22 protein-coding genes are annotated in these 17,074 nt (G+C 44.9%); 13 read left to right on the top strand and 9 right to left on the bottom strand.

Annotated features, from left to right (window positions below):
* Positions 1-200: 200 nt before the first annotated feature.
* Complete coding sequence (locus QUB64_RS28895) at positions 201-860, bottom strand: restriction endonuclease subunit R (RefSeq protein ID WP_333274423.1); 660 nt, start codon at positions 858-860, stop codon at positions 201-203.
* 107 nt (positions 861-967) lie between these two features.
* Between QUB64_RS28895 and QUB64_RS28890 the strand changes: the two genes are divergently transcribed.
* The 7 genes from QUB64_RS28890 (at position 968) to QUB64_RS28860 (ending at position 5,066) form a co-directional block, all read left to right on the top strand.
* A complete protein-coding gene (locus QUB64_RS28890; protein ID WP_333274426.1) occupies positions 968-1,249 on the top strand; it encodes a type II toxin-antitoxin system RelN family antitoxin in 282 nt (93 codons plus the stop codon).
* A gap of 32 nt (positions 1,250-1,281) precedes the next feature.
* On the top strand, positions 1,282-1,632 hold the full coding sequence (locus tag QUB64_RS28885) for a DUF433 domain-containing protein (RefSeq protein WP_333274429.1): 351 nt from the start codon (positions 1,282-1,284) through the stop codon (positions 1,630-1,632).
* A complete protein-coding gene (locus tag QUB64_RS28880; protein WP_333274432.1) occupies positions 1,610-1,969 on the top strand; it encodes a hypothetical protein in 360 nt (119 codons plus the stop codon). The genes QUB64_RS28885 and QUB64_RS28880 overlap by 23 nt, the downstream gene beginning before the upstream one ends.
* Positions 1,970-2,093: 124 nt before the next feature.
* A complete protein-coding gene (gene acs / locus QUB64_RS28875; protein WP_333274433.1) occupies positions 2,094-4,064 on the top strand; it encodes an acetate--CoA ligase in 1,971 nt (656 codons plus the stop codon).
* Positions 4,065-4,431: 367 nt separating this feature from the next.
* Positions 4,432-4,638, top strand: coding sequence for a hypothetical protein (locus QUB64_RS28870; protein WP_333274436.1), 207 nt, complete (start codon positions 4,432-4,434; stop codon positions 4,636-4,638).
* Complete coding sequence (locus QUB64_RS28865; protein ID WP_333274439.1) at positions 4,635-4,889, top strand: hypothetical protein; 255 nt, start codon at positions 4,635-4,637, stop codon at positions 4,887-4,889. Before QUB64_RS28870 ends, QUB64_RS28865 begins: the two co-directional genes overlap by 4 nt.
* A 42-nt stretch (positions 4,890-4,931) precedes the next feature.
* Entirely contained in the window at positions 4,932-5,066 is a 135-nt protein-coding gene (locus QUB64_RS28860) for a hypothetical protein (protein ID WP_333274441.1), read from the top strand.
* 105 nt (positions 5,067-5,171) lie between these two features.
* Here the strand turns inward: QUB64_RS28860 and QUB64_RS28855 are convergent, their stop codons facing one another.
* The gene (locus QUB64_RS28855; protein WP_333274445.1) at positions 5,172-5,459 is read right to left on the bottom strand and encodes a hypothetical protein; all 288 of its coding nucleotides are present in this window, start codon (positions 5,457-5,459) and stop codon (positions 5,172-5,174) included.
* Between the two features lie 199 nt (positions 5,460-5,658).
* Here QUB64_RS28855 and QUB64_RS28850 point away from each other — a divergent pair, with 199 nt between their 5' ends.
* Positions 5,659-6,237, top strand: coding sequence for an acyl carrier protein phosphodiesterase (locus tag QUB64_RS28850; RefSeq protein ID WP_333274448.1), 579 nt, complete (start codon positions 5,659-5,661; stop codon positions 6,235-6,237).
* Positions 6,238-6,323: 86 nt separating this feature from the next.
* Here QUB64_RS28850 and QUB64_RS28845 read toward each other — a convergent pair whose 3' ends face one another.
* Entirely contained in the window at positions 6,324-7,109 is a 786-nt protein-coding gene (locus QUB64_RS28845) for a hypothetical protein (RefSeq protein ID WP_333274451.1), read from the bottom strand.
* Between the two features lie 244 nt (positions 7,110-7,353).
* Here QUB64_RS28845 and QUB64_RS28840 point away from each other — a divergent pair, with 244 nt between their 5' ends.
* Entirely contained in the window at positions 7,354-8,244 is an 891-nt protein-coding gene (locus QUB64_RS28840; protein WP_333274453.1) for a thermonuclease family protein, read from the top strand.
* A 101-nt stretch (positions 8,245-8,345) separates the two neighbouring features.
* Here the strand turns inward: QUB64_RS28840 and QUB64_RS28835 are convergent, their stop codons facing one another.
* The gene (locus QUB64_RS28835; RefSeq protein ID WP_333274456.1) at positions 8,346-8,672 is read right to left on the bottom strand and encodes a hypothetical protein; all 327 of its coding nucleotides are present in this window, start codon (positions 8,670-8,672) and stop codon (positions 8,346-8,348) included.
* A gap of 701 nt (positions 8,673-9,373) precedes the next feature.
* On the opposite strand from QUB64_RS28835, the gene QUB64_RS28830 reads away from it, so the two are divergent.
* Complete coding sequence (locus QUB64_RS28830) at positions 9,374-9,811, top strand: calcium-binding protein (RefSeq protein ID WP_333274550.1); 438 nt, start codon at positions 9,374-9,376, stop codon at positions 9,809-9,811.
* Positions 9,812-9,910: 99 nt separating this feature from the next.
* Here the strand turns inward: QUB64_RS28830 and QUB64_RS28825 are convergent, their stop codons facing one another.
* Positions 9,911-10,228 carry a hypothetical protein gene (locus tag QUB64_RS28825; protein WP_333325660.1) on the bottom strand — a complete coding sequence of 106 codons (318 nt, stop codon included), beginning with the start codon at positions 10,226-10,228 and terminating at the stop codon, positions 9,911-9,913.
* A gap of 33 nt (positions 10,229-10,261) precedes the next feature.
* A complete protein-coding gene (locus QUB64_RS28820) occupies positions 10,262-10,693 on the bottom strand; it encodes a hypothetical protein (protein WP_333274461.1) in 432 nt (143 codons plus the stop codon).
* Between the two features lie 289 nt (positions 10,694-10,982).
* Between QUB64_RS28820 and galT the strand changes: the two genes are divergently transcribed.
* Complete coding sequence (gene galT, locus QUB64_RS28815) at positions 10,983-12,008, top strand: galactose-1-phosphate uridylyltransferase (protein WP_333274464.1); 1,026 nt, start codon at positions 10,983-10,985, stop codon at positions 12,006-12,008.
* 261 nt (positions 12,009-12,269) lie between these two features.
* Here the strand turns inward: galT and QUB64_RS28810 are convergent, their stop codons facing one another.
* The 3 genes from QUB64_RS28810 to QUB64_RS28800 all read right to left on the bottom strand — a co-directional run bounded on the left by QUB64_RS28810 (position 12,270) and on the right by QUB64_RS28800 (position 15,203).
* Complete coding sequence (locus QUB64_RS28810; RefSeq protein WP_333274467.1) at positions 12,270-12,554, bottom strand: hypothetical protein; 285 nt, start codon at positions 12,552-12,554, stop codon at positions 12,270-12,272.
* A 154-nt stretch (positions 12,555-12,708) separates the two neighbouring features.
* Positions 12,709-13,686 (bottom strand): acetamidase/formamidase family protein, encoded by a 978-nt coding sequence (locus QUB64_RS28805; RefSeq protein ID WP_333274469.1) that lies wholly within the window; start codon positions 13,684-13,686, stop codon positions 12,709-12,711.
* Positions 13,687-13,997: 311 nt separating this feature from the next.
* Positions 13,998-15,203: a DUF4336 domain-containing protein gene (locus tag QUB64_RS28800; RefSeq protein WP_333274472.1), complete on the bottom strand. Its 1,206-nt coding sequence runs from the start codon at positions 15,201-15,203 to the stop codon at positions 13,998-14,000.
* Positions 15,204-15,214: 11 nt separating this feature from the next.
* Here QUB64_RS28800 and QUB64_RS28795 point away from each other — a divergent pair, with 11 nt between their 5' ends.
* Together QUB64_RS28795 and leuB are read left to right on the top strand one after the other, a co-directional pair.
* On the top strand, positions 15,215-15,388 hold the full coding sequence (locus tag QUB64_RS28795) for a hypothetical protein (RefSeq protein WP_333274475.1): 174 nt from the start codon (positions 15,215-15,217) through the stop codon (positions 15,386-15,388).
* Positions 15,389-15,682: 294 nt separating this feature from the next.
* Positions 15,683-16,768 (top strand): 3-isopropylmalate dehydrogenase, encoded by a 1,086-nt coding sequence (gene leuB / locus QUB64_RS28790; RefSeq protein ID WP_333274478.1) that lies wholly within the window; start codon positions 15,683-15,685, stop codon positions 16,766-16,768.
* The last annotated feature ends 306 nt before the right edge of the window (positions 16,769-17,074 follow it).

Genomic DNA, 17,074 nt, shown 5'->3' with positions numbered 1-17,074 from the left:
TAGATTTATAGAAACTATAGATTAGCTGGAGTAAGTTTTAATCGCGTCGATATAAAACTTTACACAACATATTTCCGATAATAAATTATAATTATTATTATTATTTTTGATTTAAAAAACTAATATTCCATACTTTTTTTTCAACAAAGATAAGAAAATAAAAGAATTGAAAAAAAATGAGAGAAGTGCGATCGCCCTTGTTACGCTATTTGCAACTGGACGTTCTGCAACTTGCAAATAGCTTTCAACACTTGCGCCAATTCTAGCGATCGCCCTTTGTCAATCAAATTCAATTCCGGTAAAATCTGATAAGTGCAAGGATTCCCCCGCGTCAGCCGCACAAACCGATAACTTTCGCCATTCGTCGTCAATCCCCAAACAGACGATCGCACCTGCAAACTCTTAAACGCATACGTCAGCAATTGCGGTAAACCAGTCAAAGGGGCGATCGCACTATTTTTCGCCTCGACTACCAAAATCCAAAACTGTGTTGTCGCTATCTCTGCATCCGGCCCATTCAGTGCTAGAATATCCAACCGTCCTTTAATTAAAGTATCTTTATCTTCAACCTCAATGGGTATGCTATCCTCCATTGTCAGCACTACGGGAAACTTAAAAAATCCTGTTAATCTCATCAATGGCGAAAGCGATAAAAACTTAACCAACTCTTCAGAAACTTTTCCCACTTCTAGATAGCGGCAAAAGTCGTTGCTGATTTCTAACAGTTGCTGCTGTTCAAAGTCTGTGAGAGGTTCCACAGACAAAAATTCATCAAAAGAGCCTCCTGTTTGTCTTTCCAGTTTGAGAAGGCGGCGAACGTCGTTTAGTGAAAGTTGGCTGGCTTCTAAATTTTGGGTCATAGCTTTTGTGCGATCGACTGTTTCGATAACTTATATTATAAAGCATTGCAAGCAGATTTGCTGTGATACAATCATCCCAGATATATCCTGTAAATCAGTTATGTTTTATGAGAGCAATTAAATTGATGGCAACGATCGACGAGCGAGGACACTTGTGCATTGATGAACCGCTAAAGTTAAAGCGCAATTGCCAAGTAGAAGTAATTGTGCTGATTGCCGAAGTAACAGAAATCAATGAAGATGAGCAATCGAACCAAGCAATCTTAGCAGATTTTCGTCAAGCTTGGCATGAAGCAATGACAGGCAAAACGATTCCTGTTTCGCAAATCTGGGAGGGAATTGAGGATGGGCGATCGACTAGAGAGGCATTACCAGCAGATTTTATCTGATATAATATTAGCATCTCTCACGCGAATCACCTATGCAACTAGAAGACTACTTCAACTTCCTGAGACATGACGATATTCGGCTCAAAGGTTCCCGCATTGGCATCGAAACCATCCTTTATGAATACCTGTTTCGCGCTCGAACTCCCGAAGAAATCGCCAACATTTATACATCGCTCACCCTCGAACAAGTTTATGCAACCATTTTGTACTACCTGCACAACAAAGAAGCAGTCGGTCAGTACATAACTGAATGGGTGGAGTGGGGAGAAAAAATGCGAGAAGAACAACGGCGCAATCCTCCACCAGTTACTGAAAAACTCCGCCAACTGAGAGCAGCAAGAGATGCAATGAGAAAAGCTGATGGCAATCCAGTATCTATTTGATGAAAATGTCTATCCTGCCTATGCTAACCAAATTCGCAGGCGCAATCCCGATTTATTTGTTCTAGCAGTGGGAGAACTAACAGCACCTTCCCCAAAAACTCTCGATCCAGAAATTATTATTTGGTGCGAAACTCACAACTTTATTCTTGTCGCCAACTACCGCCGCTATCTGCCAATTTGCGTGACAAATCACATAGAGCAAAATCGCCACATTCCAGGAATATTTATCCTGAACCATAAGATGACTGTAGGTCAAAATATTGACGAGCTGGTTTTGATTTATCAAGGATCGTTTGATGATGAGTACCAAGATAAAATTCAGCATTTACCACTGTAATAATTTCTAACACATCCCCAATACTTACAAAATCTTCCAAAGTCTTAAGGAAAATAAACATACTTTTTCCCCAATTTATGCACACAATAGCTAAAAAGAGTAACTGAACTAAAAACTAACAGCAATGTCACAAGATACCATCGAATCAATTCTGCAAGAAAAACGCCTATTCCCGCCTGCGGCAGAATTCTCCGAAAAAGCTCACGTCAAAAGCTTGGAAGAATACCGCGCCCTCTACGAGAAAGCGAAAGCAGACCCCCAAGCTTTCTGGGGCGAACTCGCTACCCAAGAATTAGACTGGTTTCAAAACTGGGATACCGTGCTCGACTGGCAGCCGCCCTTTGCTAAATGGTTTGTGAATGGCAAAATTAACATTTCTTACAATTGTCTCGATCGCCATTTAACCACCTGGCGCAAAAACAAAGCCGCCCTGATCTGGGAAGGCGAACCCGGAGACTCCCGCACCCTGACTTACGCCCAACTCCACCGCGAAGTCTGTCAAATGGCGAATGTCATCAAAGAATTGGGAGTCCAAAAGGGCGATCGCGTCGGCATTTATATGCCCATGATTCCCGAAGCTGCGATCGCCATGTTAGCCTGTGCCAGAATCGGTGCAGTCCACAGCGTGGTTTTTGGCGGATTTAGCGCCGAAGCTTTGCGCGATCGCCTCAACGACGGCCAAGCAAAACTCGTCATCACCGCAGACGGCGGCTTCCGCAAAGACGCAGCAGTTGGCCTGAAAGTACAAGTAGACAAAGCCCTCGCCAACAACGCCGCACCTAGCGTTACCAACGTTCTCGTCGTCCAGCGTACCAAGCAAGAAGTGCAAATGGAACCGGGGCGCGATCGCTGGTGGCACGAATTGCAAAAAAACGCCTCCGCCGACTGTCCCCCCGAACCGATGGACAGCGAAGATATGCTATTCATTCTGTACACTTCTGGAAGTACCGGCAAACCCAAAGGAGTCGTCCACACCACCGGCGGCTACAACCTTTACACCCACATGACAACCAAGTGGATCTTCGACCTCCAAGACACCGATGTCTACTGGTGCACCGCCGACGTAGGCTGGATTACAGGCCACAGTTACATCGTCTACGGCCCCCTTTCCAACGGCGCGACTACCGTCATGTACGAAGGTGCGCCCCGTCCCTCCAACCCCGGCTGTTTTTGGGATGTCATCGAAAAATACGGTGTCACCGTTTTCTACACCGCACCCACTGCGATCAGAACATTCATGAAAATGGGCGAAGAATTGCCCAACGCGCGGAATTTGTCATCTTTACGATTGTTAGGAACCGTCGGCGAACCGATCAATCCCGAAGCTTGGATGTGGTATCAGCGGGTAATTGGTAACTCGAATTGTCCCATAGTTGATACTTGGTGGCAAACAGAAACAGGCGGAATTATGATTACCGCTTTGCCCGGTGCAATCCCTACAAAACCCGGTTCGGCAACTCTTCCTTTCCCCGGAATTGTAGCAGATATCGTTGACCAAGATGGCGAACCGGTCACTAATGAAAGTGGCGGTTATTTAGTAGTCAAACATCCTTGGCCGGGAATGATGCGTACACTTTACAACGATCCAGACCGTTTCCGCCGCACTTATTGGGAATATTTGCACCCGAAAGATGGCAATTCTGTCTACTTTGCAGGAGACGGCGCGCACAAGGATACAGACGGTTATTTCTGGGTAATGGGCCGCGTTGATGATGTAATTAATGTCGCCGGACACCGACTCGGTACGATGGAAGTTGAATCGGCTTTGGTATCGCATCCAGCGGTGGCGGAAGCTGCGGTTGTTGGTAAACCAGACGAGATTAAAGGTGAGGAAATTGTCGCTTTTGTGACGCTGGATAACTCGCAGCAGCCGAGTCCAGAATTGGAGAAGGAGTTGAAGCAGCACGTTGTGAAGGAGATTGGGGCGATCGCCCGTCCCGGCGAAATTCGATTTACCGATGCTTTGCCGAAAACGCGCAGCGGTAAAATCATGCGCCGTTTGCTGCGTTCTTTAGCCGCCGGAGAAGAGGTTTCTGGGGATACTTCAACCTTGGAAGATCGGACTGTTTTGGATAAGTTGCGCGGCGGTTCGTAGGGCTATTTTTGCAACCGCAGATGTAGGCAGATGAACACGGATGAACGCGGATAAAATTACATCTGCGTTCGTCTGGTTTAATTGTTCGGTATCATGGAAGTGGCAAAATTACATATCGCATACTCTTCACTATTGTTGACTATCGACCCACACCGAGTGTGAGGATTATTCACATTCACAAAGCAGTAAGCGCAACCGATTGGCGAACCTTAAGATGAGGCATAATCTCATTTTGGCAATCCTGGCGAGCGATCGCTCGCTTTGAACGTGGCTTGCTACAAGAGATGATTTTATTTGAGCGATTGCGCTGTGAGAAGCCATCCTGTAGGATTATTGGGCAACAGCTACGGCAATGTAGAGTTTAGGAATGTTAAACGATCCTGAAAATAAAGTTTGGCTTGATGCAGACACAATCGTTGCCACTAGCGATCGGCAAGCTGCTATTCGTCGCTGCCGTGAGTTGGCAGAGTATAATGAATTAAGAGGCGAGGGGCGCTGCACTTTCTGCGGTGTCATTCTCAATAATAGTGGTAAGTCATACCGCTGTATTTTTGAACGGGAGATAGAGGAATGAGTCAAATATGGACTGAAGAGCAAATCAGACAAATAATCCCCGATATTGATTCACAGTTAGACGACAGTGATATCCCAACGTTGGTTATTAAGGGTGAAGGCAGCAGCATTTTTCTCCAGTTTGAGAACCGTCGTGAGATCGAATTCTTGATTGCCCAATTATCTAACCTACTTATTCATCACAAGGAATTAGATCTGGGAGTTACTGTTAAGGGGTATGTGACAACATTTGGCGAGTATAGTTCTCAATAGGTTGCAACACTACTTCTGAAAGAAAACGGCAAGAATTATTCGATGCGTTGCCGAAAACTCGTAGCGGTAAAATTATGCCGTTTGCTGCGTTCTTTAGCCGCCGGAGAAGAGGTTTCTGGGGATACTTCAACTTTGGAAGATCGGACGGTTTTGGATAAGTTGCGCGGCGGTTCGTAGGGCTATTTTTGCAACCGCAGATGTAGGCAGATGAACACGGATGAACGCGGATAAAATTACATCTGCGTTCATCTGTGTTCATCTGCGGTTAATAGCTAAATTCGCTTATTTGCCGCGCCAAAGATGAACCGCATCAGGGTTAATTTCCGACCTTACTTGCAGCCAATCTTCCAGTAAGTAGTCATCACCGACTGCTTCAGAATGCTGTTCGTCTTTGAGAATTGCCAAGACGTGAACTCCAGATGGATAGTTGAGATGACGAATTTCTGGGTTATATCCCAAGTCCAGAATTTTTGCTAAAATGCGATCGACTGCACCGGCAACAGTCTGATCGACTGCCAGAATAATTTGACCTAGTTTAGCACCTGGTTTTACACATTCGAGAACAGCCATTACTCTTTCTCCTTGTAGTTGCAACGGTACATTTGCGGCGTTGATTTCTGACCTGATAATATAATTACTATATAATTTGGTATTATATAACAATAATACAGGACTTGAAAGAGATGAAACGCTGCATTTTGATGGCCCAAACCGATGCCGGGGAAGCTATTAGAGCGTTCCGCCGAGAAATTTAGGCGATACTGTAGCCATGAATTATTTAGCTCATCTATTCTTATCAGACGGTACCCCAGCATCCCTGATTGGCAACCTCTTAGGCGATTTTGTCAAGGGTTCGGCAGTAAATCTTTACCCCGATGAAATTAGAAACGGCATCGATTTGCACCGAAAAGTCGATCGCTACACCGACTCTCATCCCATAGTGCGATCGAGTACCAGCCTGGTTTGCGCCGATAGACGCAGGTTTGCCGGAGTTTTGGTAGACGTGTTTTACGATCACTTCTTAGCTAAAAATTGGCTGGAATATTCAGAAATTCCCCTCAGGGATTTTTCTCGCGGCGTCTATAAAATCCTGCAAGACAACCGAGATATATTGCCGGAATCGCTCAAGCGGGTGATGCCGCAAATAATTGGTCGCGATTTGCTCGGCTCGTATCAGGAAATTGGCGGAATAGAAAGTGCTCTAAATCGAATGTCAGCCCGAATCAGGCGCACAAATAATTTAGCAAGCGGAGTGGAAGATTTGACAGCTAATTATCAGCAGCTTGAATCAGATTTTAGGGCTTTTTTTCCTGACTTGATAAATTATGCAAAAAAATTCAAGCATTAATATCATATTGAATAAAAATACAGATGCTTGGGGTGGCGCGATCGCCGGAGAGGGATATCAAATAACCGACCAACTTTACACTGCTTCTAGAACGTTAGTTGATCGCTCAATTCGAGAGACATACCATAACCATCGGCGAACTGAATAGCAGATTTTCCTTCGGCGGCGAGGTAGTTGTTAATGCCCAAAGATATTTTGATCGGGCGATCGCAGACAATTGCAATGCCTTCAAAAGCGAAAATCCAGCCACATTCCTGAATTAATGATAGAATAACTTGCCATTTGGTGCGATCGTACAAATTCAAAACCTCAACACAATAATCAATTGCTCCCGACCATAATTCTACTTTTCCACTTATATAATTACCTGCACAATTTAGTGGATTTAGATATAAATTTTTTCGATATTTTTGCAAATAAAATTTTAGTTCATCGTCAGGTATCATTCTGAGCTTATTCGTCATGTTTAATCTATATATAACTTGTATTGTTGATAAAAGTTCATAGTGCCATCGCATTAATGACCAGATATCCCTATAATTCTCTCTGTTTAATCTGTCCATTTCTCCCCGGACTCTAAACATTGCTTGGAAGTAGGGATCGAAGTATATATTTGTCAATGCTTGTAAGCCCTCGCCTAGCTGAATGGATAATTGAATTTCGATAATTCGCGACAAAGCAGCAAAAGGACTATTACAAAAAATAATTATAGGTTTTTTTCTACCCACCGTGGCGTAAGCAAGTTGGATAGCTTCTGTAGCTTTCTGATAGTTAATAGCTTTTGTAGAAAGAATGATGCGTTCCCACTTTTCCATATAAACTGGAATGAGAGCTTTTTGTTCTGGAGCTAGTTCCGCAATTAGGTCATTCATAAAAGAAATGATAATTTAGTTAATTTTTGAATAAATTTATTATAACTCAAATAAGAGTTGTATGACCCTACGACCGTATAGTTTTTGAACTAAAAAGATTTGAGTGACGTGTTTTACGATCGATCGTGCAACTCTTTGCAAAAATTATTAATATAAAAATACAGCTCGCAGTGTCAACGGGCAGCAAACTCATGTATAATTCTACCACTATGTATAAAATCTCAAGTCTAACAGGGTGCGAAATATGGCAACCAGAATTCCGAACCTGCCAATAACTCAAGTAGTTGATGGCGATACTGTCAAAGTTGCTCTCAACGGCAAAACCGAGTCTCTGCGGCTGATTTGCGTCGATACAGAAGAAAGTTACTCCAGCACTTCAAAACCTGTAACTGCGGCGGGGAAAGCAGCTTCGGAAATGGCTAAACAATATTTCGCGACAGCAGACGGCGGACTAGCTAAAGTTGACGTTGAGTTTGATACAGACGATCCGGTTGAAGTAGCTGTAGAAAAACATCGTGACAACTACGGACGCCTCCTTTGTTACGTACATAAAGATGGAGAAAATTACAATCTAAAACTGATTCAAGAAGGTTGGAGTCCTTATTTTATGAAATACGGGCGTTCCCGATTGTATCACCGACAAATGACTGAGGCAGAATCGGCGGCAAAAGCTTACAATCTGATGATTTGGAATCCGATTACCAACGCTAAAATTCCCTGTCGAAACTATGCTAATTTGCTGCCTTGGTGGTCGATGCGCGGCTCGATTGTTGAAGATTTTCGCTTGTCGGAAGCAACCACCGGAGCGCTGTCTGTGAGATTGCACTACCCGAAAATTTTAGCAGCTTCGGAGAATGCTAAATCTATTACTATTTTCTGCGATTTGCAGGCTGGGATTAATAAATGGATCGGCAGCAATGCTCTGATTTATGCTGGTTCAGTTTATCATAAATTAGATTTGTGGATACCGGATGCTGAAAGTGATGCAATGGCTCCTTTGAAGCGGTTGATCGAAAAACGTTATGCCGGCCAAGGACGCGGTTACGTGTATATCAGTGGCCTGGTTGAACAGTACAAAAGCAAGCCTCAAATAGTTTTGAAGAATCTCAAACAGTTTTCTGACTTTCCCCCATAAAAGTGAATTAAAAATCAATTTAATTAAGCAAATAGAGCGATTCTCAAAAAGCATCGCCCTCTCTGGGGTCATGATATTCTTTTTTGCGGAGAGTCGCATACCTATTGTCGCATTGAAGGAGTATCAAAAAATCGACATCCTAAGGGGTTGCTGCGTACAGCTCGATTTTCGGGAGCCGCCGCCGTCGCAGTAGGTTTAGCGGGTGCATTAGTCTCTGAAACCACAAAAGATTTAGAAGTGTTAAGAGCTTTTGGGCGATCGCCAGCAGAGGAGTTAGCACCCTTTTGCGACTCGGTAGTGATTATATTGTTCTCTCCCGTTACATTTGTATTTGATTCAACAGCCGTTTGTGCTTGACAAGGACAGGCTGTCAGAGCCGAAATTGCTGCCAAGCCCAGAGCGAAAAAATAGCCGGTTGATTTAATCATGTTTTGCTAAACCCTAACTTCAGGAACTCTCGAAGATATGTTAATATACTAATTTAATATAAAAATGATTCCCAGAGTGTTTTTACGGATATTTGTTGAGCAGTAACTCCGTAGTTTTATCTAGATAAGAAAGATGCAATCAGGACATTATACCCCGGAATGTAAAATTTTAGTAAAGATGATGGGTTTGTATTTAAAAAAAAGGTTAAGATATCTCCCTCGGGGTTTTAATCCGGGTCAGAAAGCGCAAACAGGTTGAGATTGAAAACTTGCATTTGTTGCAATAGTCCGGGAATTCGGCCGGAGTTGAAACCCCAGCCTTAAGGCTGAAGTTCTGGCGCGATCGGATTTATAAGTAATATGAATTTTGGTAAAATAACCCTGATAAGTCAATACGCTTGGGCTCAGACAGTCCGGTCGGCAAAACCCTATGAAAAACAGATATAGCCTTTCGAGCTCTCATATGAGGTACTTGACGGGCTATGGGCTATGGGCTATGGGCATAGGGCATAGGGCATAGGGCATAGGGCATAGGGCATAGGCCAAACCGGCCAAACCGGGCATAGGCCAAACCGGGCATAGGGCTATGGGCTATCCTCACCACGCTTGAGAACCGCTATACGCTCGATTGCTTTCATGTATAGATCGCGAAAGCTAACGCACTTCGCGAGCAATGACAAAAAGATCGTTAAGAATCGCGTATTGTATTAGAAAGCGGTGAAAAAAACGATCGCACTTCCGGCGGCCAAGGCAATGATACTCTGTCTGGTAACGCTGGTAACGATTCGATGTCTGGTGGCGAAGGAGACGATCTGCTCAGCGGCGGTGACGATAATGATACCCTTGATGGCGGTGTTGGCAATGATACCTTGCTGGGCCCAGAAGGCCGGGATATTTTGGTTGGAGGTGAGGGTAGCGATCGCTTTATTTTAGCCCCCAATCAAGGATCGGATATCATTATTGATTTCCCAAAGGGTCAAGACTTATTTGTGTTGGATGGTGGTATCACTTTCAAGCAATTGACAATTGTACCCGAGGGCGCTTACACGGTGATTAAGTTTGGGAAACAGGAACTAGGACTGATTCTTGGCGTGAATGCGAGTGTGCTTTCTAGCAGCGATTTCACGACTGCGATTTAATGCCAAATTGGTTTGAGTGAGTTAAAAGGGGCGATCGAAGTGCGATCGCTCTTTTTTTCTCCTGTATTTTGATGGATTGAGAAAATGGCGATCGCCCTTTCAAGCATTCGGATCGATTCCCAATTCCCTAAGTTGAGCTGCTAGTGCTTGGCTGCGCTGGCGTTCGGATTCCAATTGGGCGATCGCACTTTCAGCCCTTTGCCTTTCTTGTTGGGCCCTTTGTCGTTCCAATTCCGATTGTTCCGAACTCCAAAGCAGCAAATTTCCCGCTGCATCCCACCACCGCAACCAGTGCATAGTTGCACCCAATCGCGTTCCGTACCAAATGCCCAAAAACAAATTAATGTAAGGTATCCAGTAACGTCCCTCTGCTGTCGGTGACTGCAAAACATATTGATTTTCTTGCAGACAGCGCACTTCCAAATCTGGTTCGTAAGGGTCAAAAATAACCTAGGTAGGAATCTGCAAAATTTGCTCGTAGCAATACAGTTTTCCGTAAGGATATTTGGCGCGAACTGAATATTCCCCAGCGTCGGTTTCTGAGAGAAATTCCATCGCTATCGCAACTCGATCGCCCTCCAAACACGGCGTGTAACTGCGGCGAATCACTCCTGCGGCTAGGGGCAGTGTTCGCGGCACGTACATCCAGTCTGGCGCTTTCACCACCGTCTTTTGATTGACGGTAGTAGCGATCGCAAAATTCGACGCAATTAACATTTCCGGTTGAATGCGATCGTTGCTACCGAGAGCATCCGTCAGTGCGGCCGCCAGCGGTGGCTGTTGAATATTTGACCCGGGATCGTCTGGTAAGATAAAATCTTCTGGCAGTTTTTCCCAGGTAACAACTGGTTCTTGTTTTGTGGGATTAATTTGGAGAACCATAGATTAGTTCCTAGCTGTTGCGATGGCTCTATTTTATCATAATTTTCGGGAATTAATACTTGCTAAATCAGGACTTAGGCACTCCGCCAAAGAAACCGGGTTTTTTAGCTAATCTCCGGGCTACAGCGAAGTATTTGCCTAAACAACCCGGTTTCTCACCATTGCGACCTATTTAATTTCGCAGCTATTAAGTATCAAGATTTGTTAAAAAATACAATCATCTACTGACAGAGCGCCAACATTTATCTAAAATTAAAAACAGTTTAACCCTAAAACAGAAGGTAAGAAAATGTCTGAACTTAGACAAAATCTAATTACCAGAGATTGGGTAATCATCGCCACCGAACGAGCGAAAAGACCGGATCAATTCGCCAATAAGAAAAAGTTGATGGTAGCAGTGCCGCCACACCGTGCTGATTGCCCGTTTTGTGTGGGAAATGAGGAGGATGGAACTTTAGAAACTTTCCGTTTGAGCGACGATCGCACGGGATGGAAAGTCAGGGCGATTGGTAACAAATATCCGGCCCTCTCCCCGACAGCAGAACGAATGAGGATATCATCGGGAATTCACCGCATGATGTCGGGAATCGGCTTTCACGAAGTAATTGTCGAACACCCGCGACACGATTTGACGACAGCTTTGTTGACCGTTGAAGAAGTAACTGATATACTTTTAGTATACCGCAAACGTTATTTAGCAATTACAAAATATCCCCACGTTGAAACCATTGTTATCTTCAAGAATCACGGGGAAAGTGCCGGAACTTCTCTCGAACACCCTCACTCGCAGATAGCAGCGACACCCGTTGTACCTAGCCAATTTCGCAGCCGCATCGATGAAGCTGTGAGATATTTTGATGACACGGGAGAATGTCTGTTTTGCCGGACTTTGGAAGATGAGTTGGCTTCGGGTGAAAGAGTGATTTTTGAGAGTGAATATTTTGTGGCTTTTATTCCTTATGCTGCACTTTCACCGTTTCATATCTGGATTTTTCCGCGCCGACATTCGTCTTCGTTTGATAATATTACTGATGCGGAAATTACGGCTCTTGCTGATACTTTGAAAACTGTACTCGCTAAGCTTTATTACGGATTGAACGATCCAGATTACAATTATAGTATTCGATCGGTCCCGACAGCGGAACAGGCGACCAAATACTTTCACTGGTATATCGCAATTATTCCCCGAGTGACGAAGCAGGCTGGGTTTGAGTTGGGTAGCGGGATGTTTATCAATACTGCTTTACCGGAGGAAAGTGCGGAGTTTTTGCGATCGATCGCAATTCCTAGCGATCGTAATTTTCGGTCAACTTAAAGTATAATAAGTTACAATACCTTAAGGGATGTCCGAGAGAAAGACAGGAGACGATTTGACGATTTTTAATCATCGGTTGAAATATACAATTTAAATGCGCAACAGCTTAATTTACTATGAAAGTAATGAACGTATAGCGGTTCGATCGCGTGGTGAGGTATGCCCACGGAGGCCTATACGGAGACCTATACCCACGGAGCCCAGTCGTACCTCATATGGGAGCTCGAAAGGCTATACTAATACTGATGGATGTTACCAAACTCACAATAAATTTTCGAGATACTGCCAGCAGTCATCGCTAAAATGAGATCTCAACATATCTCTAATTTTAGCATCGAGCGACAATCTCGCCTCGTCAGAGTCGTCACTGTCCCCGATTTCACAACTGTCATCAGATAAATGTTCTTGGAGGTGGGCGATAGTATCGGCGAAATTAGCCAGAAAATAATGTTCGTCCACCCAGGCTGTCGGATCTGGTATTGCTGAACTCCCAAAAGCCCGATCGACTAAATCTTGTTTTACAGAATCATCAGTCTGGTTTTTCATGGGGGTCATTTAGATAGAATATGCCACTTATCCAATCTTAAGCTGAATTTTCAACGCTGGTGCGATCGCGATCGACGCACCGCAGTGACAAATTTGTGTAATTTGTGCGATCGCGATCGAGTTTTTTGGGTCTGCCGCGTGTTATTATACCACCTCACAGTCGGTGGTCAATAATTTTTACCTCCGGCAAAATACACTTGGGCACCATTCCGTGAACTCCTTTGTGAGGATTGTTGACAGCCTGCGTAATCCGAAAATTTACGGCGATAGAACACAAAACATAAGCATCTTCTTCTGGGAAACCCGCAAAAGTTTGCAGCCAATAAACCGTCTGTTTAACTGTAAATTCAAAAGCCTCATCTAATGTTCTACCGAATCCCATAATCACAATATGAGTAGGCGTTTCAGCAAACGGAAATATTAGAAACAAGTTTTTGCGCAAGATAATTTTAATAGTCCCGTTCATCGAAGTTTCAATCGCAGTACCGTCAACTTCGCCGTCTCCCTGTGCCGAATGTCCGTCGCCAATTGACAGTAAACCGCCGCGCACCGAAACAGGTAAAAATAACCGCGTTCCCGGTTGCAATTCATGATTGTCCATATTGCCGCCGTAGCGACCAGGAGGAATAGAAGAACGGTTGATTTCTGGATCGGCGACGCCGATAATTCCGAAGAATGGATGCAGGGGAATCCCAACGCCACTACCTGCGGGAAACTTGGCAATTTTTTGCTCTAAATCTAGGGGAATAAACCGCAATTTAGGTTCGGGGAAATACTCGGGTAAAACTCCCCATCCGGCACGAATGGCATTAAATCCTACTGGTAAACTCGGGTAAACATCTTCGATGTGAATTTCTAAAACGTTTCCCGGTTCGGCATTGTTAACATAAATCGGGCCTGTTAGCAAGTGCGGGCCTGGGCCGACTTTGCGGTTGTCAGGTAAATTCTGACAAATATCTAAAAAATCGGGGGTAAGAAATTCCGGCGGCGCCTTGTCAGCAACATAATATCCTGAATAGGTTTCGATATCGATGCGATCGCCCGAATCGACAGTTAAAGCAGGTTCAAGCTTGGGAGAGAAACCGCCTAAGTGTACGGTTTTGCAGTTAGCCTTGAGAAAGTGGCGAGTCATATAGCGTTTCTCCCTTAAGTAAGGTACAAGTTCAGATTTTCCATTTTTCGATTTGAGATTTGAGATAGGGAGATTGAGGAATTGTTAATTAATTGATGAATACCTCGTCAAGATTTATGGAATAAGTCTAATGACTAATAAACCTCTTGCACTCATGCCCAAATTATCTTGAAATCATCTGCGTTAATCTGCGTTAATCTGCCTTACATCTGCGGTTTCTGTATCAAGGTCGGATTTATGCAATTGCTCGTATAATGACGGCAGGACCGATGACGGCAGGACCAATGACTCATGACGGCCCGACGGCAGGACTAAACCTTCTCTTTTGCAGGCGGAACTAAACCAGTTTTATTCAAACCAGCATCGATATCCCTCAGCAATTTAAAATCGTCTTCCGGTAAAGAATTAACAGGCGAGTGTTTTTCCAGAAACGAGAATGCTTGGCGAAATTCGCGGGGCCCAGAGTCGATCGCGCGATCGAAGTGACAAGGTACAATCCTGTCAAAGTCCCAACTCGCGATTTGATCCACCCAATCGAGAGTCTCCCTCGGCGCGCGGTTGAGAATCAGCGTTTGCAAAACCGGCGCTACCAACAACCGCCCTCCGCCCCGCAAAGCCTCGAACGATCGCACCCAATCAGTTTGCCACTTAAACGGATACAATCCAAAATAAGCTTTTCTCGATCGTTCTGGCGCTTTCAGGGCGCTAGCCAACACCCCCGACCACGGTGGCACATCCAGCACGCTAGGGCGAAAATACATGGCAAATAAGGCGATTCTCTGCCACCCTTTGCGCCGATTTTCCTGGGTGTCTGCGACCACATCCGAGGCGCTATCTTTGGCGTGAAACAGCAGCGGGTACGAGTCGAGTTGGAGAATCGCGGGCGGGTTTTCGGGAATGGAGACGACGGAATCTGTTAACATTAGCGTGCGCGATCGCCTGTGAAATAACGCAACTTCCGCAAAGAAACCTAAACCGAGATCGATCGGGCCCAGGATTGCCCAATCAAATTCATCTGCAAGAGGGGTGTTGCTGCTATCAGAGGGAAGTACAGAGGTGCGTTTAGCCGGCAAACCCAGCCAACTCAGCGGCAAATTTAGCGGAAAACTCCACTGCTTGGGAGTGACAAACACCTGCGCTTCGGGAAAACACCTCGCAAAGGGGCCGACAAATACTTTGTGTTCGATGCCCGAAACCGTTGTCAGCAGGATATACTTAACTTCGCCGTGTTCTGCGACTAACTCGTTTACTAAGCGGATGCACTCAGGAGTCGGGGCGACGGGGGCGTAGACGAGAAGGCCTTGGGATTCTAGTTTGATTACTGTCATCCGAATCGGCACAATTACGTAGAAAATGCCTTGTAGTTGGTCAAAAGTCCAGATTTTGTCCTTGACTATTTCTTTGCGGATGGTGCGCCGCCTGCTGTAGGGATAGATTGGGACGATTGGCCAAAAGGCCCATGAATAGTCCCGATTGTCAATCTGTGCTGATGTTGCTGTGCTTTCGCCGTCTGTCACTCCGCGACTCCTTGCCGATTTTTTTGTATGTGCGTGCGATCGAACTTTTGTTATTTTATTTCAATGTCAGCGCCCAAGTGCGATCGAAAAAAAATATCACACTGAGAAAGTCGGTTTCTGAATCTGAAATTATTGAACCGCGAAGACACGAAGGACACGAAGGAAGAGAAAAGAAGAAGATGTAGTAGGGGCGGGTGCCGGCGAAAAATCTCTGAAATAAACCAGTGTATCCAGGCCAAACCCGCCCTCTTCTGCTGATACAATTATAGGCTGGCAAGAATTTCTCGCCTTAGTAGATGGAAGTAAACGATGAGTCTCAACTAAAAGCTAAATTTGATTAAAAATCTGTTTGAGCTTAAGTTAACACTGATTGACATAAATAAACGCCACTAATATATCCGGCGGAAAAGCAATATACCTCCACCTACTTTGCCCCAAGAATTCCATCACCAATCTCAAATCAAAACTTCTAAATCGATATGACTCAAAACTACCGCATCACTCTTTTACCGGGAGACGGCATCGGCCCTGAAATTATCGCTGTAGCGGTAGATGTCCTGAAACTTGTCGGCAAACAATTGGACATCGGCTTTGAATTTCAAGAAGCATTAATGGGCGGTGCGGCTATTGACGCCACAGGCAATCCGTTGCCAGAAGAAACTCTCGAAAAATGTCGCAACAGCGATGCTATATTATTAGCAGCTATCGGCGGTTACAAGTGGGATAATTTGCCGCGCGAACAGCGCCCGGAAACAGGATTGTTAGGACTGCGCGCCGGATTGGGATTGTTTGCAAATTTGCGTCCTGCGACTATTTTACCGCAGTTAGTTGATGCTTCTTCTTTGAAAAAAGAAGTTGTCGAAGGTGTGGATATCATGGTAATCCGCGAACTCACAGGCGGCATTTATTTCGGCAAACCGAAAGGCATTTTTGAGACGGAAACCGGGGAAAAGCGCGGTGTGAACACGATGGCTTACACCGAGTCGGAAATTGACCGCATCGGGCGCGTGGCTTTTGAGACAGCGATGAAGCGCGGAAAACGGCTGTGTTCCGTTGATAAGGCGAATGTTTTGGACGTTTCGCAACTGTGGCGCGATCGCATAATTGCCCTTTCTTCAGAATACCCCGATGTGGAACTTTCTCACCTTTATGTTGACAACGCAGCCATGCAGTTAATTCGCTGGCCGAAACAGTTTGATACAATTGTCACGGGCAATTTATTCGGCGACATTCTTTCGGATGCGGCGGCGATGTTAACTGGTAGTATTGGAATGCTGCCTTCTGCGAGTTTGGGAGCAAGCGGGCCTGGTGTTTTTGAACCAGTGCACGGTTCCGCACCGGATATCGCCGGACAAGATAAAGCTAATCCCATCGCCCAAGTTTTAAGCGCTGCAATGATGTTGCGCTACGCTTTAAATCAGCCGGAAGCTGCTGATAAAATTGAGCAAGCGGTTGTGGCAGTTTTGGATCGAGGTTATCGCACTGGTGATATCATGTCGGAAGGTATGAAACTTGTCGGCTGTCGGGCGATGGGCGATGCTTTGATTGAAGTTTTGCAAGGTTAATCGAATAGCCTGGTAGGGGCGGGTTCACCCAAATTTCACGGTAAAAATCGATAATTTCATCAACCCGCCCCCACCAACAAACAATACAAAAGATTGTCGGGGCGGGTTCACCCAAATTTCACGGTAAAAATCGATAATTTCATCAACCCGCCCCACCCAACAAACAATACAAATGTACCCAAATTTGTGACATAAAAAAATGATAAAAAATCCCCGAATTGTCGGGGCTGGTTCACCCAAATTTCACGGTAAAAATCGATAATTTCATCAACCCGCCCCCACCAACAAACAATACAAAAGATTGTC

Source organism: Microcoleus sp. Aus8_D2 (assembly GCF_036702665.1).
Classification (GTDB): Bacteria; Cyanobacteriota; Cyanobacteriia; order Cyanobacteriales; family Microcoleaceae; genus Microcoleus.
This window is presented reverse-complemented; position numbering and strand designations above follow the sequence as displayed.

What these genes read in the sequence shown, in the direction of transcription:
- QUB64_RS28895 (WP_333274423.1), bottom strand. Translation starts at nt 860, where the DNA reads ATGACCCAAAATTTAGAAGCCAGCCAACTTTCACTAAACGACGTTCGC.
- QUB64_RS28890 (WP_333274426.1), top strand. Translation starts at nt 968, where the DNA reads ATGAGAGCAATTAAATTGATGGCAACGATCGACGAGCGAGGACACTTG.
- QUB64_RS28885 (WP_333274429.1), top strand. Translation starts at nt 1,282, where the DNA reads ATGCAACTAGAAGACTACTTCAACTTCCTGAGACATGACGATATTCGG.
- QUB64_RS28880 (WP_333274432.1), top strand. Translation starts at nt 1,610, where the DNA reads ATGGCAATCCAGTATCTATTTGATGAAAATGTCTATCCTGCCTATGCT.
- acs (WP_333274433.1), top strand. Translation starts at nt 2,094, where the DNA reads ATGTCACAAGATACCATCGAATCAATTCTGCAAGAAAAACGCCTATTC.
- QUB64_RS28870 (WP_333274436.1), top strand. Translation starts at nt 4,432, where the DNA reads ATGTTAAACGATCCTGAAAATAAAGTTTGGCTTGATGCAGACACAATC.
- QUB64_RS28865 (WP_333274439.1), top strand. Translation starts at nt 4,635, where the DNA reads ATGAGTCAAATATGGACTGAAGAGCAAATCAGACAAATAATCCCCGAT.
- QUB64_RS28860 (WP_333274441.1), top strand. Translation starts at nt 4,932, where the DNA reads ATGCGTTGCCGAAAACTCGTAGCGGTAAAATTATGCCGTTTGCTGCGT.
- QUB64_RS28855 (WP_333274445.1), bottom strand. Translation starts at nt 5,459, where the DNA reads ATGGCTGTTCTCGAATGTGTAAAACCAGGTGCTAAACTAGGTCAAATT.
- QUB64_RS28850 (WP_333274448.1), top strand. Translation starts at nt 5,659, where the DNA reads ATGAATTATTTAGCTCATCTATTCTTATCAGACGGTACCCCAGCATCC.
- QUB64_RS28845 (WP_333274451.1), bottom strand. Translation starts at nt 7,109, where the DNA reads ATGAATGACCTAATTGCGGAACTAGCTCCAGAACAAAAAGCTCTCATT.
- QUB64_RS28840 (WP_333274453.1), top strand. Translation starts at nt 7,354, where the DNA reads ATGGCAACCAGAATTCCGAACCTGCCAATAACTCAAGTAGTTGATGGC.
- QUB64_RS28835 (WP_333274456.1), bottom strand. Translation starts at nt 8,672, where the DNA reads ATGATTAAATCAACCGGCTATTTTTTCGCTCTGGGCTTGGCAGCAATT.
- QUB64_RS28820 (WP_333274461.1), bottom strand. Translation starts at nt 10,693, where the DNA reads ATGGTTCTCCAAATTAATCCCACAAAACAAGAACCAGTTGTTACCTGG.
- galT (WP_333274464.1), top strand. Translation starts at nt 10,983, where the DNA reads ATGTCTGAACTTAGACAAAATCTAATTACCAGAGATTGGGTAATCATC.
- QUB64_RS28810 (WP_333274467.1), bottom strand. Translation starts at nt 12,554, where the DNA reads ATGAAAAACCAGACTGATGATTCTGTAAAACAAGATTTAGTCGATCGG.
- QUB64_RS28805 (WP_333274469.1), bottom strand. Translation starts at nt 13,686, where the DNA reads ATGACTCGCCACTTTCTCAAGGCTAACTGCAAAACCGTACACTTAGGC.
- leuB (WP_333274478.1), top strand. Translation starts at nt 15,683, where the DNA reads ATGACTCAAAACTACCGCATCACTCTTTTACCGGGAGACGGCATCGGC.